This is a genomic window from Variovorax sp. CCNWLW235 (genome assembly GCF_037204085.1).
Classification (GTDB): Bacteria; Pseudomonadota; Gammaproteobacteria; order Burkholderiales; family Burkholderiaceae_C; genus Variovorax.
This window is the reverse complement of sequence record NZ_JBBCBW010000020.1, coordinates 1-12,565: the sequence shown is the minus strand read 5'-3', so window position 1 is coordinate 12,565 and position 12,565 is coordinate 1. Positions and strand designations below refer to the sequence as shown.

Sequence of the window (12,565 nt, the reverse complement as noted above, 5' to 3'; positions counted from 1 at the left end):
AAGGCGGACATCGAAAAATCAGAGGGAAAGAAAGTGGTGCACCTCGGGCTTTCCGGGCCCCATGTGAAAGCGCACGGCTTCGTTCTGCAGGTCGGCGTCGGCATGCGACACGCGCTGGTGCTGGCGCAGGTGCTCGGCCCAGGACTCGACGAGGAACCACTCCATCACGCGCTCCGCGTCGCCGGTGTGCTCGGTCACGCCCCATGCGTAGGCGCCGTCGCGGCGGCGTTCGAGCGACAGGCGCCTCATCGCCTCCATGAACGCAGGCCGGTCTTCCTTGCGAATGCGGTACTCGACCTGCACCATCACCGGCCCGCGGTCATGCGCCACGGGCTCGGCCAGCAGCGGCTCCGGCCAGTGGTTCGACGCCTGCAGGTCGGCTTCGCCTGCGGGCAGGCGTACCCGGTGGAATATGAGGCCGGCCACCACCAGGCCCACGGCGCCGGCCACCAGCGTGTAGGGCACGCCGATCTGCTGTGCGACAAGGCCCCAGCCCAGGCTGCCGGCCGCCATTGCGCCGTTGAACACCGTGAGGTACACGGCCAGCCCGCGGCCGCGCACCCAGTTCGGCAAGATGGACTGCGCCACGCCGTTGAGCGTGGTGAGCGCGATGATCCAGCCCAGCCCCAGCAACAACAAGAGGCCTACCGCGAGCCATTGCGGGGGTGCAAAGACCAGCCCGCCCATCACGGCAGCGCTGAGCAGCGAAGCCAGCAGCAGCATGCCGTCGGCATCGAGCCGCTTGCGCAGCCGCGGCATCAACAGCGCTCCGCCGATGGCGCCCGCGCCCACGGCGCCAAGCAGCACGCCGTAGAACCCCGCCGTGCCGCCGAGCATCTGGCGCGCCACGAGCGGCAGCAGCGCCCACACAGAGCTTGCGAACACAAAGAACACCGCCGCGCGCAGCAGCACCACGTGCAGCTCTTTGCTCGCTCGCGTGTAGCGGATGCCGGCGCGGAAAGCGCCGAAGAAGTTTTCTGACAGCCCGGTGTCGACGGCTGCGGGGCGCTTCCACCAGATCAGCGCCGCAATGACGAACACATAGCTCAGCACGTCCAGGCCATAGGTCACCGCGGCGCCGAAGCTCGCGAGAATGAGCCCGCCCGCCGCCGGGCCGATGGAGCGCGCGATGTTGATGCCGAGCGAGTTCAACGCGACCGCGCTCTTCAGGTCGCTGCGGGGCACCAGCTCGGGCACGATCGATTGCCAGGTCGGACCCATGAGTGCCGCACCAATGCCGCCGACGAACGTCAGCGCGATCAGGTATTCGACAGTGAGCGTGCCGGTATGGGAGAGCACCAGCAGGGTGCCGCTCACGGCCGCGAGCACCAGCTGCACAAAAATAAGAAAGCGCCGCCGGTCGAGGATGTCGGAGAGCACGCCCGCCGGAATCGCCAGCAGAAAGATCGGCAGCGTGGCCGCGGTCTGGATCAGCGCCACCGCGGTCGGGTTGGCCGAAAGGTCAGTCACCAGCCACGAGCTCGCCACGTCGCGCATGAAGCTGCCGATGTTGCCTAGCACGGTGGCCGCCCACAGCACCGCGAACACCGGCTGGCGCAGCGGCGCAAAGGCGCCGGGCGGCGAAGCGGCAGCGCCTTTGGGGGAATCAGTCATGGGTGCGCTCTTTCAGGTCGAGCCAGGCCACGAGCACAAAGCCGCCGACCAGGCCCAGGTGTTCGAAGAATGAATTGGCGGCCATGAAGCGCTCGGGCTGCGGCATTTCCCAGAAGCGCAGCGCGACGAAGGTCGCCATCAGAGTGAAGCCGCCCAGTGCCAGCGCGCCGAGCCAGCGCAGGAAGCCCGTGAGAATGAGCGCCGAGGCGCCCAGCTCCAGCACGATGACGGCCACCGCCAGCGGCGCGGCGGGCGACAGGCCGAAGTGGTTCATCTCGGCGATGGCCGCGTTGAAGTCCAGGGCCTTGTTGATGCCGCCCTGCAGGTAGGCCGCGCAGAGCAGCAGCAAGGCGACCCAGCGCACCGCGGGTGAAGTGGTCCGGCGCATCGTCGCCATCACACCGCCCAGCAGGCGCAGCCCAGCGCGCCCCAGAAGCTCTTCAGGTCGGCAATCGGCAGCTTGCTGCTCCAGGCCGTTGCATGCTGGTGGCCGTGCACGCTGCAGTTGTTGGCACACGCGCAGGCCATGGCCGCGTGGCGCATCGCCTTTTGCAGCGGTGCGCCCTCGGCAGTTCCCCCGGTATTCGCCCAGCCGCCATAGCCGCCGAAGCTGCGCACCGGCGACCAGTCGGGCATGGCCGGCGGCGGCGCGCCTTCGTCGTGCGGCTGGAACGGCCCCGCGGCATACACCACCTTGCCGCCGACCATGGTCAGGAGCGCCGTGGTGTCGGCAATCTCGGACTCGGGGCAGGCGAAGAAGTCGCGGTCAGGCACCACTAGGTCGGCCAGCATGCCGGCTTCGATGCGGCCCTTCTTGCCAACCTCGTTCGAGAACCAGGTCACGTTCTCGGTCCACATGCGAAGCGCGGCCTCGCGGTCCAGGCAGTTGCGCTGCGGGTAGAGCTGCATGCCGCCCACGGTCTTGCCGGTGACCAGCCACGAGAGCGACACCCACGGGTTGTACGAGGCAACGCGCGTGGCGTCGGTGCCTGCGGACACCCTGACGCCTTTTTCGAGCATGCGCTTCACGGGCGGCGTGGCTTCGGCCGCACCGGCGCCGTAGCGCTCGACGAAGTATTCGCCCTGGTAGGCCATGCGGTGCTGCACCGCAATGCCGCCGCCGAGCGCGGCGATGCGGTCGATCGATTTTTCGGAGATGGTCTCGCAGTGGTCGAAGAACCAGTTCAGGCCCGCGAGCGGCGTGTCGCGGTCGACCTTCTCGAACACGTCGAGCGCACGGTCGATGGTTTCGTCGTAGGTGGCGTGCATGCGCCACGGCCACTTGTTCTGCACCAGCACGCGCACCACTTCTTCGAGCTCGCCTTCCATTTCGGGCGCCATGTCGGGCCGCGGCTGGCGAAAGTCTTCGAAGTCGGCCGCCGAAAACACCAGCATCTCGCCCGCGCCGTTGTGGCGAAAGTAGTCGTCGCCCTGCTTGTACCTGGAGCTGGCGGTCCAGTTGAGGAAGTCCTGCTTCTCCTGCTTGGGCTTTTGCGTGAACAGGTTGTAGGCCAGGCGAATAGTGAGCTGGCCGGCATCGGCCAGCTGCTGGATCACCTGGTAGTCCTCGGGGAAGTTCTGGAACCCGCCGCCCGCGTCGATGGCGCCGGTCACGCCCAGGCGGTTGAGTTCGCGCATGAAGTGGCGCGTGGAATTGAGCTGGTATTCGAAGGGCAGCTTGGGGCCCTTGGCCAGGGTGGCGTAGAGGATGCTCGCGTTGGGCTTGGCCAGCAGCAGCCCGGTCGGGTTGCCGGCCGCGTCGCGCACGATTTCTCCGCCGGGCGGTGCGGGGGTGTCCCTGGTGTAGCCCACCGCGCGCAGCGCCGCGCCGTTGAGCAGCGCGCGGTCATACAGGTGCAGCAGGAACACCGGCGTGTCGGGCGCCACGGCGTTGAGCTCTTCAATGGTCGGCAGGCGCTTCTCAACGAACTGGTGTTCGGTGAAGCCGCCCACCACGCGCACCCACTGCGGCGCGGGCGTGATCGCCACCTGGCGCTTCAGCATCGCCATGGCGTCGGCCAGGCTGCGCACGCCGTCCCAGCGCAGCTCGAGGTTGAAGTTGAGCCCGCCCCGAATGATGTGCAGGTGGTTGTCGATGAGGCCCGGCAGCACGCGCCTGCCCTGCAGGTCGATGACCCGGGTGCTGCCGTCCGCCAGCGGCAGGATGTCTTGCGCGCGGCCCACGCGGGTAAAGCGGCTGTCCGCAATGGCCACGGCATCGGCCACGGGGTTGGCGCGGTCCAGCGTGGTGAAGCGGCCGTTGTGCAGGATCAGCTGGGGGGCGGTGGTGCCGGCCATGTCAGGCGTCCTTCTTTCCGGCCGCGGTGCCGGCCTCGGCCTTGGCGCATTGCGGCAGTTCGCCGAACACATGCGGCTTGACCTGGTGCCGCAGCCACGAGGTGGCCACGGCATCTGGCTTGATCACGCTCTTGATGAGCGGCGGGATCTGCTCGCCGAGCAAGATGCCGAGCAGCCCCACGAGGGCGATGACCGGCGGGGCCGGCGAGCGCACCTGGAACAGTGCGTAGATCACACCGACCAGCAGGCCGAGCGCGAGCGACAGGACGTAGGGCTTCATTCCGTTCACCTGGCCATCAGCCTTCGTGGGCGCCGAACATGGTCTTGGCGTAGGTTACGCCCAGGCCGTAGGCGCCGCCGAACTTCTTCGCGATGCCGGTGGTGAGTTCGTAGGTGTCGGTGCGGGCCCAGTCGCGCTGCAGCTCGAGCAGGTATTGCAGCGAGGTCATCGGCTGTGCGCCGGCTTGCACCATGCGGTCCATGGCGCGGTTGTGCGCCTCGGTGGACACATCGCCGCAGGCATCGGCAATGACGAACACCTCGAAGCCCTGGTCGATGGCCGACAGCGCCGGGCCGACGATGCACACGCCGGTCCAGAGGCCGGACAGCACGATGCGCTTCTTGCCGATCTCGTTCACACGGTCGATCACCGCGGCGTCTTCCCAGGTGTTCATCGAGGTGCGGTCGAGCATCTTCTGGCCCGGGAAGGCATCGGTGATCTCGCTGAACATAGGGCCCGAGAAACTCTTCTCGGCCACGGTCGTGAGGATGGTCGGCACGCCGAAACCGGCCGCCGCATTAGCCACGAGGGCGGCGTTGTTGCGCAGGTTCACCGCGTCGATCGAGTGCGTGGCAAATGCCATCTGCGACTGGAAGTCGATCATGACCAGCGTGTGGTCGGCGGGGGTCAGCAGCTTGGAGCCGGCGGTGGGGGTGGCTTTGATGGACATGGGACTCTCCGTGAGTTGGTGAAAAAAATCAGGTCTTGCGTTGCCATGCATCGTCGTTTCGGCGCCGATGCGTGTCTTGTCGATTAGTGAGGCCGTTTGGACATTTGCCGTCCGCGCCGGCCACGGGCGCATGTGCAATGTCAGAAGGAAGGCAACTCTTTCGGGCGCAGGTCGAACACCAGCACCTCGGCGCCCTGGCCGCGCGCCAGGTCGAGCCGCTGTTCGCCGCGCACCCGCGCACCGTCGCCCTCGCCCAGCCGCTGGCCGTTCACTTCCACGCTGCCGCGCGCCACATGCACATAGGCGTGGCGATCGGGGCCGAGCGTGAGCGAGGTGGCTTCATCGCCGTCGAACAGGCCGGCGTAGACGCGGGCGTCCTGGTGCACGGCAAGCGAGCCGTCGGTGCCCTCGGGCGAGACGATCAGCCGCAGGCGGCCGCGCTTTTCTTCGGGCGCAAAGTGCACCTGCTGGTAGCGCGGTGCAACGCCCTTGGCGTTCGGCACGATCCAGATCTGCAGGAAGTGCAGCGGATCGGTGGCGGACGAATTGAACTCGCTGTGGCGCACGCCGGTACCGGCACTCATCATCTGAACGTCGCCGGGGCGAATGACGGAACCGGTGCCCATCGAATCCTTGTGCTCGAGCGCGCCGTCGAGCACGTACGAGAAGATTTCCATGTCGCGGTGCGGGTGGGTGCCGAAGCCGCGGCCGGGATGCACGCGGTCGTCGTTGATCACCAGCAGGTCCGAGAAGCCCTCTTGCTCCGGGTCGTGGTAGTGGCCAAAAGAAAAGGTATGGCGGGACTTGAGCCAGCCGAAGTCTGCAAGTCCGCGGTCATTGGCGCTGCGAATTTCCAACATGATTGAGGCCCTTGGTGGTTGTTTGGTTCGATGTGATTCACAATCGCTTCGGAGAAGAATCTCAGAGGCATGGCTGAATCATCTTGCTTTCACCAAGGCCTGTTGACGAAACTTTTAGCCGTCAATCATCGAATTTTTCGATGATTCAATTCTTGAAGGACTTGCCGTGCTCAAGCTCAGTCTCGAAGCCATCGAACTGGTGGACGCCATCGCACGCCACGGCTCGTTCGCCGCCGCGGGCGCGCGCCTGAACAAGGTGCCCTCGACCATCTCGTACGCCGTGGGCAAGCTCGAGGAGCAGTTGGGCATGCTGCTGTTCGTGCGCAACGGGCCGCGCGTGACACTCACCGCGGCCGGCGAAGAAATGCTCAAGGAAGGCCGCTGGCTGCTCGGCGCCGCGGGCGATCTCGAATCGCGCATGCGGCAGATCGCCACCGGCTTCGAATCGGAGCTGCGGCTGGTGCACGACTCGCTGATTCCCACGCAGGCACTGATCGACGACATTCGCGCATTCGAGGCGCTGCGCTGCGGCACGCGGCTGCGCATCGGGTGCGAGGCGCTCACCGGCAGTTGGGAGGCATTGCGCGAGGGGCGTGCCGACATCGTCATTGCCGCAGGCGAAGGGCCGGCCGGCGGGGGCTACCAGGCGGTGATGGTGGGCAGCCTCGAGTTCGCGTTCTGCGTGGCGCCCACGCATCCGCTGACGCGTCTCGAGCGGCCGCTGCATCGCGGCGACCTGCTGGAGCACAACGCCATCGTGGTGAGCGACAGCGCGCGCACTCTCTCCGACCGCACCGTGGGGCTGCTCGCCGGCCAGCACCGCGTGGCCGTACCCAGCATGGCCGCGAAGATCGCCTGCCAGGCCGCGGGCCTGGGGCATGGCTTTTTACCCCGGGCGTGCATCGAGGGCGAACTGAAGCGCGGCACGCTCATCGAGCTGCAGACCGAAGAGCCGCGCGCCCCCGAGGCGTTCTGGCTTGCCTGGAAGACCGGCGCCAAGGGAAAGGCGCTCCAGTGGTGGGTGAAGCAGCTGAACCGGCAGCTGGTTCCGGCGCTGCTGCCGAGGTCGCTCTGAACCCTCAGCACAGTGCGCGAATCAGCGCACGAATCAGCCCGCGTTCAGGCGCCGCCAGCGCGCGGGAGACGTGCCCGTGTGCGCGGTAAACACCCGCGTCAGATGGCTCTGGTCGGAAAAGCCGCAGGCGGTGGCAATCTCCGCGATTGGAAGACGCGGCTGCCCCAGCAGGCGGCGCGCCGCTTGCACGCGCTGCGCTACGAGCCATGCATGCGGCGTCTGCCCCGTCGTCTGCTTGAACGCCTTGCTGAAGTGGCTGCGCGACAGCGCACATTCGCGCGCCGCATCGCCCAGCGATACGTCGCCGGCAAGGTGCTCCGTGAGAAACGCCTTGGCCCGGCGCTCCTGCCACGGCGCGAGGCCTCGTGACTGCACAGGCGCCGGCCCGGCCACGCCGCCGTAGGCATGCACCACATGCGCCTTCAGCGCCAGCGCCAGGTGTTCCACGAACAGCCGGCTCGCATCCTGCGGATGCATCAGCACCGGCAGCATGGCCCGGCCCAGATTGGCGACCACCGGATCGAGCGTGCCCGCGGCACAGCCCAGCCGGTCGATGCGCGGCATCTCCATTTCTTCTGTGAACGCATCGATGGTTGCGCGCGGCAGATGGAAGAACATCGAATGGAACGGGCTGCTCACGTAGGCCGAGGCGCGCTGCGAAAGATCGGCAATGTGAAAGGCGCCCTCCTGCTGCAGGCCCAGTTGCCGCGATTTGCCGTCCCGGACGACGCGCCGGCTGCCGCCCGGATTGATCTCCACGCTGAGCAGGAACGCGTCTTCGGTGGGCAGGGGCGCCAGCACGAACAGATGCGGCAGCTCATAGCGCATGCGCGCAACGCCCAGTTCGCAGCCGCGGCGCGACCTGCTCACGAAAGACTGAACCGCGTCGATGCCGTACTGCGATGCGAGTCGTTGTCCGAAGTGGCAGTGAGGACCAAGGGTGTTCAGCATTTGAGAACGATACCGGTTTTGTAGAAGCTGCCTAGGGCGGCTGCGTCACTGGGGAACGGATTCGGTGCCGGCTACCTGTTCAAGCGGCAACCAGAGCGTGAAGCGGGTTCCGGCACTGCCGGATTCCCAGTTGACAGTGCCGCCAATGGCCGTTGCGCGCTGCTGCTGGTTGCGCAGTCCCCGGCCTCTTCGAAGCAAGACCTCCTCCACGGCAAAGCCTCCGCCGTTGTCTTCGATCACCACGCACACGCCCTGCCCGTCCATCGCGGTGCTGAAGCGGATGGTCGTGGCCCGGGTGTGGCGCAGCACATTGGCCACGCACTCCTGCATGATGCGCAGGATGTGCAGTGCACTGCCGGGGTTCAGCCAGGGCAACGCAGGCACCGACTGCACCTCCCAGCGCAACGCAAGCCCGGCGCTCTCGATGCGCGGTGCCAGGCGAAAGCGCAAGGTTGCCAGCAACAGCAGCAGATCGGCATCCACGCTCTCCATCGAATCGATGGCCAGCTTCAGATCGTCCATACAGCCCTTGAGCACGCCGGAGATCTCGGTGCCGGTCATGGCGCCTTGCTCGACCGAACGAATGGCACTGATCAACGACGACCCCAGCCCATCGTGCATGTCCTGCATCAGGCGCCGGCGCTCGGCACCCAGCATTTGCTCGTTCTCGACGACGCGCAGCCGCTGGTAGCTTTGCTCCAGCTCGCTCTCGCGTGCCTGCAGGCGCTGCGCCAGGCCCTTGTTCAACCGGGCCACCTCGGCGAACGCGCCCGTGTACCGCTGGAACATGATGTACGAGAAGATGAAGAACAGGCTGATGATGGCGTAGGGTGAGGTGTACACGCTCTCCGGGCTGACCAGGTTGTTTTGCAGCAGCCCGTCATACGAAGTGAATGCGACAGCCGCCACCGCCCAGCCCGCCACCAGTCGCCCTTCGGGCAGCCTGGCGCGCAGTGCCTTGTGCAGGTTTACTGCAAAGATCAGCACCGCAACCGGCAGCACTGCCAGGTTGAGCAGGGGCGTGAGCAGGTAGAGACTTGGAATCGCCTCGGATGCGTGCGGCAGCGTTGCGACACTGCAGGCCAGCGCCAGGGCGACCGACAAGCGGGTGAGCCAGGCCGAGCGCTGCTGATGCAAGCGCTGCAGGAACAGGTGGATGAGGATGATCAGCCAGAGCAGCGAGACAACGGTGATCCATTCAAACCACTCGTCCGAAATAGGCAGGTAGTCTCCGCTCACAAAATAGTGGAGCGTGCGCAAGTAGGCGAGTGCCGAAATGGCAAAGAACAGCAGGTAGAGCAATTCGCTCCTTCTTCCCAGCCACACCGCGAACGCGAATGCGCCAACCGCCAGGAACGCAGCGCTGCCCATGAACGGCAACTGCACTTGCAGCAACTGGCGAACCTGGTAGCGCCAACCCAGCGAGCCCTGGTCACCCACCCATACCGTCGAAAAGCCGCTGCCGCTGCTTCGCAGGCGATCGACGCGAATCAGCACCGAGCTTGGAGAAGGCGTGTTCGCCGCCGCATTCAGCGGCACAAGCAGAGGCTGGTTGTAGCCGTTGTGCACGGCGCTGCCTTGCGATTGGTAGAGCAACACGCCGTCGCCGTACACCGCGATGCGGCCCAGGGTCTTCCAACGCGGCAGGTAGAGAAGGCGCGGCTGTTCCGCCGAGGGCGCCAAGCCGGTCAGGTCGATGCGATACCAATCAGTGATGGTGTTCACACCGCCTGACGGCGTGGGGACCAGTTCGCGCTCGGCCGTATGCGGCAGGCTGACTTCCTGCCATCCGTCGACCGGCAGCCCGGCGTCCTCGATGCGTCGCGGCGGAGCTGAATAACCCGTACCCGTGATGGACAGCAGTTCGGCCCGCGTGATGTGGACAGCACCATCGGGCTGTGGCGTTGCTGCATTCGCAAGGGGCGGCTGCGCTGCACCCGCACATGTCGGGGCTGCCACCGGCAGGGCCAGCCATAGCAGGGCGAACCAACGGGCCATCCACCGGCGCTCCCCGCAGCATGCCGTCATGCAGCGCTTCCAGCTGTCGGCCAGCCGCCGGCATGCATCCCTTGAAATGCAGCCGATGGCACACCGGGAATGAAAACGCAGTGCATCGGCCGAGTCTATGCGGCGATTGCGACACTGCGCTTGCTGCCCATCCGCCCGGGCCAAAGCAGCAGCCGACGCCACCCTGTTTGCCATGAGCGAAGCGCTTGATCGGATAATTCGCAGATGGAACTCCACGTCGCGCGGCCGCACCCCGATGTGAGCGCCTGGGTTTCAATGGCTGTGCACCTCTCGTTCGACAGCCCAGGCAGCCAGCCGGTGCCCTGCCACTTTCCCGCGCTGGTCGAGGGCGGACTTGTTCTGGTCCTCGAGGGCCGGTTCTTCGCCAAGGAACCGTCGGGCGCATTCGTCCCCCTTCCTGACGGATTCGTGGGCAGTGCCCGCGCGGTGCCGCTCACGCTTTATCGCACGCCGCGGCTGTGCTACGCCGGGCTGCGGCTGCAGCCCACAGGGACGCTCGGGCTGCTGCAATCGAGCCCGCTGTCTCTGCCGCACCAGTTTGCCGATGCGGCAGATGTTTTCGGCCAAGCCTGGCCGCTGCTGATGGAGCGCATCAGGGCAGAGACCGTCCCCGAGCGGCGCTTGGCTTCCTTGTTGACGTTCGCACGCGAGCGCCTGCGCGACGAAGTACATCTCGAGCGAGTGCGCCGCGCGGCGCTGCTGCAGCAAGTTGCCCTGCGGGCAGCGGCTCCCGCCGATGCCGCGGGCCTCTCCACGCGGCAGTTCGAACGAGTGTTCGCCGGAACCTTCGGCCTGACGCCCAAGCTGTTCCAGCGCGTGGCCCGCATGGAAGGATTGCTGCGCGATGCCATTGCCACCGGCACGCCAGGCGCAGCACTCGCGTTGCGGCATGGCTACTATGACCAGTCGCACATGGCACGCGACCTGCGCATGTTGGCCGGCGCTTCGCTGAGCACGCTCATTGAGGCCGCCCGCCAGCGGGATTCGGAAAACTGGGCGCTCGCGGTAGGCACGGCGCAGTGACAGCGGCCATGGGCCGATGTCGCATTTTTCCTATAGTCAGCCGCGCAGGGCCAATAGGATGCCCAGCCATGTCGACCAAGAACGCAACCCTCGTCCTTTTCGTCCTCGCATTGCTCGGCGTGGTGGCTCCGTGGTACTTCAATATCGCCTTCCTCCTGGACGGCGGCAGCTTCGCACCGGGGCCTTTTGTCGCTGCTGTGTCCGCCAACAAGCTGGTCGCGGGAATTACCTGGGACGTCTACATCGCCGCCGCGGCGTTCTCGGTCTGGCTGTTGCAGGACGCACCGGCAGCCGGCGTTCGTCGGCCGTGGATCTATGTCGTGCTGACATTCGGCATCGGACTCGCCTTCAGCTTGCCGCTGTACATGGCGATTCGAGGCCGGTGCGATGAACGCGACTGATGACCCGCAAGGGATCCGTTCATGACCAATATCCTGGCCAAGGGCCACGCCCTCTACGCAGCATTGAACAGCGGGGATGCCGACGCTCTACAGCAGTTGCTTCGCGCCGACTTCAGGGGCCGGTTGTCTCCCGGCCTTCCAAGGGGCCTGGGAAAGAACTACAGCGGTCTTGACGCGATGATGGGTGAGGCATGGGCGGTGGTCGGCCGACTGTTTCAGCTGGATGTGAAGGTGGACCAGCTTTTCGATGCAGGCACGGTGCTGATCGTGCGAGGCACCTACAACGGCACAGCCACGGAAACCAGCAAAATCTTGAGCGCCACGTTTGCTCATTTCTGGGAGTTCGACGGTATGCAGTTTTGGGAACTGCAGCAAATCACCGATACGGGCTTATGGCGCGACGCAATAGACTGAACATACCGGCGTGACCGCCCACTGCGGCGACGGAAGCTGCCCCAGGTCAATGAGAAATCAGGCCAAATCGGTTACAAGCAGCGCGGTGTTCGGGAAGTCCTACCGGCCAAGAGAGCTGCATGACCTCCCGCACCGCTGGTTTGGTGGCTTCACGTTCTACCCACTGACCGGCTGTGCCAAAGAAGACCTAAACAAACATTTTTTCGAGACCCAACGCAGGCCGGCGTGCTTGGGAGAGGAGGCGCCGGCATGGAGGATCGAATAATGCCGCTTTCGTTTTTGAAGAGGCTGCAGCATGTGCAGCTTCCCGTCCGGGTCGCTTGTCCGGAGGAGATCCGGCACGTCTCGGTGCTTTTGGCGACGGGGCTGATCGAAGCCGAGATCACGACCCTGACCTCGACCGCAGCCTACCTTTCATCGCGCCTGGCGACGGTGACTCGCATCACGGCGGATGGAGTTGCAGAGCTGGCGAAGATGAGCGATTTGCCTGCGCCGATGAAAACGTCGATGCAGTTCACCCGGGGCTTCCGGATGATGTGACCTCGCCTTCTGGCCGGCACAGGGAATGGCAGGCATGCCGCAAGGAGATGGCTGGCACCGAAGCGCGATGTGGAATTGAAGCACCTGCCTCATTCCTTGAGGACCTAGCTAAAGTCCTCAGAATTGGAGCCAGACTCCGACCCAAGCTGAAGCAGGCTAGTTTTCGTGGCCGGCGCGGAGCGGATGTTTTTCGGACGTCCTTTCCGGAGTGCTTGAATGAGGTGGCCATCGAGGTGCTCCATGGTTTTTCGAACCTGGCATGACGTACTTGCAAAATGATCGCAAGCAGTCGGGGTTCAACGACCGCTCTCGAGAAGTTTGAGAGGCCGCTTTGGGCCGATTGTGTTGAAAAACTCCGCTGAATTCTAGGAACTGGCTCGCAGTTTGCATGCCCTTCATCATCGATGGAGG

Annotated in this window: 13 protein-coding genes; 5 read left to right on the top strand and 8 right to left on the bottom strand. The window is 65.5% G+C overall.

Going from position 1 to position 12,565, the window contains the following annotated elements; all coding sequences use genetic code 11:
• Window positions 1-18: 18 nt before the first annotated feature.
• From V9L21_RS19965 to V9L21_RS19940, 6 genes are all read right to left on the bottom strand, one after another.
• The gene (locus V9L21_RS19965) at window positions 19-1,614 is read right to left on the bottom strand and encodes an MFS transporter (RefSeq protein WP_337314675.1); all 1,596 of its coding nucleotides are present in this window, start codon (window positions 1,612-1,614) and stop codon (window positions 19-21) included.
• Complete coding sequence (locus tag V9L21_RS19960) at window positions 1,607-2,002, bottom strand: DoxX family protein (RefSeq protein ID WP_337314674.1); 396 nt, start codon at window positions 2,000-2,002, stop codon at window positions 1,607-1,609. The genes V9L21_RS19965 and V9L21_RS19960 overlap by 8 nt, the downstream gene beginning before the upstream one ends.
• An 8-nt stretch (window positions 2,003-2,010) precedes the next feature.
• Complete coding sequence (locus V9L21_RS19955; protein ID WP_337314673.1) at window positions 2,011-3,912, bottom strand: amidohydrolase; 1,902 nt, start codon at window positions 3,910-3,912, stop codon at window positions 2,011-2,013.
• A 1-nt stretch (window position 3,913) separates the two neighbouring features.
• Complete coding sequence (locus V9L21_RS19950) at window positions 3,914-4,192, bottom strand: XapX domain-containing protein (protein WP_258504132.1); 279 nt, start codon at window positions 4,190-4,192, stop codon at window positions 3,914-3,916.
• Window positions 4,193-4,208: 16 nt separating this feature from the next.
• Entirely contained in the window at window positions 4,209-4,862 is a 654-nt protein-coding gene (locus V9L21_RS19945) for a hydrolase (RefSeq protein ID WP_157612132.1), read from the bottom strand.
• 140 nt (window positions 4,863-5,002) lie between these two features.
• Window positions 5,003-5,722, bottom strand: coding sequence for a pirin family protein (locus V9L21_RS19940; RefSeq protein WP_337314672.1), 720 nt, complete (start codon window positions 5,720-5,722; stop codon window positions 5,003-5,005).
• A 166-nt stretch (window positions 5,723-5,888) separates the two neighbouring features.
• Here V9L21_RS19940 and V9L21_RS19935 point away from each other — a divergent pair, with 166 nt between their 5' ends.
• Entirely contained in the window at window positions 5,889-6,797 is a 909-nt protein-coding gene (locus V9L21_RS19935) for a LysR family transcriptional regulator (RefSeq protein ID WP_337314671.1), read from the top strand.
• 33 nt (window positions 6,798-6,830) lie between these two features.
• Here the strand turns inward: V9L21_RS19935 and V9L21_RS19930 are convergent, their stop codons facing one another.
• Entirely contained in the window at window positions 6,831-7,748 is a 918-nt protein-coding gene (locus tag V9L21_RS19930) for an AraC family transcriptional regulator (protein ID WP_337314670.1), read from the bottom strand.
• Between the two features lie 45 nt (window positions 7,749-7,793).
• Window positions 7,794-9,746: a sensor histidine kinase gene (locus tag V9L21_RS19925; RefSeq protein ID WP_337314669.1), complete on the bottom strand. Its 1,953-nt coding sequence runs from the start codon at window positions 9,744-9,746 to the stop codon at window positions 7,794-7,796.
• A 234-nt stretch (window positions 9,747-9,980) separates the two neighbouring features.
• On the opposite strand from V9L21_RS19925, the gene V9L21_RS19920 reads away from it, so the two are divergent.
• From V9L21_RS19920 to V9L21_RS19905, 4 genes are all read left to right on the top strand, one after another.
• Window positions 9,981-10,799, top strand: coding sequence for a helix-turn-helix domain-containing protein (locus V9L21_RS19920; RefSeq protein WP_337314668.1), 819 nt, complete (start codon window positions 9,981-9,983; stop codon window positions 10,797-10,799).
• Window positions 10,800-10,867: 68 nt separating this feature from the next.
• Window positions 10,868-11,200 carry a DUF2834 domain-containing protein gene (locus V9L21_RS19915; RefSeq protein WP_337314667.1) on the top strand — a complete coding sequence of 111 codons (333 nt, stop codon included), beginning with the start codon at window positions 10,868-10,870 and terminating at the stop codon, window positions 11,198-11,200.
• Window positions 11,201-11,221: 21 nt separating this feature from the next.
• Window positions 11,222-11,614: a nuclear transport factor 2 family protein gene (locus V9L21_RS19910; protein WP_337314666.1), complete on the top strand. Its 393-nt coding sequence runs from the start codon at window positions 11,222-11,224 to the stop codon at window positions 11,612-11,614.
• Between the two features lie 249 nt (window positions 11,615-11,863).
• Window positions 11,864-12,154 carry a hypothetical protein gene (locus tag V9L21_RS19905; RefSeq protein ID WP_337314665.1) on the top strand — a complete coding sequence of 97 codons (291 nt, stop codon included), beginning with the start codon at window positions 11,864-11,866 and terminating at the stop codon, window positions 12,152-12,154.
• Window positions 12,155-12,565 lie beyond the last annotated feature (411 nt).

Bases quoted from the DNA above. Each gene is read 5' to 3' on its own strand.
- V9L21_RS19965 (WP_337314675.1), bottom strand. From the start codon at position 1,614: ATGACTGATTCCCCCAAAGGCGCTGCCGCTTCGCCGCCCGGCGCCTTT.
- V9L21_RS19960 (WP_337314674.1), bottom strand. From the start codon at position 2,002: ATGCGCCGGACCACTTCACCCGCGGTGCGCTGGGTCGCCTTGCTGCTG.
- V9L21_RS19955 (WP_337314673.1), bottom strand. From the start codon at position 3,912: ATGGCCGGCACCACCGCCCCCCAGCTGATCCTGCACAACGGCCGCTTC.
- V9L21_RS19950 (WP_258504132.1), bottom strand. From the start codon at position 4,192: ATGAAGCCCTACGTCCTGTCGCTCGCGCTCGGCCTGCTGGTCGGTGTG.
- V9L21_RS19945 (WP_157612132.1), bottom strand. From the start codon at position 4,862: ATGTCCATCAAAGCCACCCCCACCGCCGGCTCCAAGCTGCTGACCCCC.
- V9L21_RS19940 (WP_337314672.1), bottom strand. From the start codon at position 5,722: ATGTTGGAAATTCGCAGCGCCAATGACCGCGGACTTGCAGACTTCGGC.
- V9L21_RS19930 (WP_337314670.1), bottom strand. From the start codon at position 7,748: ATGCTGAACACCCTTGGTCCTCACTGCCACTTCGGACAACGACTCGCA.
- V9L21_RS19925 (WP_337314669.1), bottom strand. From the start codon at position 9,746: ATGGCCCGTTGGTTCGCCCTGCTATGGCTGGCCCTGCCGGTGGCAGCC.
- V9L21_RS19920 (WP_337314668.1), top strand. From the start codon at position 9,981: ATGGAACTCCACGTCGCGCGGCCGCACCCCGATGTGAGCGCCTGGGTT.
- V9L21_RS19915 (WP_337314667.1), top strand. From the start codon at position 10,868: ATGTCGACCAAGAACGCAACCCTCGTCCTTTTCGTCCTCGCATTGCTC.
- V9L21_RS19910 (WP_337314666.1), top strand. From the start codon at position 11,222: ATGACCAATATCCTGGCCAAGGGCCACGCCCTCTACGCAGCATTGAAC.
- V9L21_RS19905 (WP_337314665.1), top strand. From the start codon at position 11,864: ATGGAGGATCGAATAATGCCGCTTTCGTTTTTGAAGAGGCTGCAGCAT.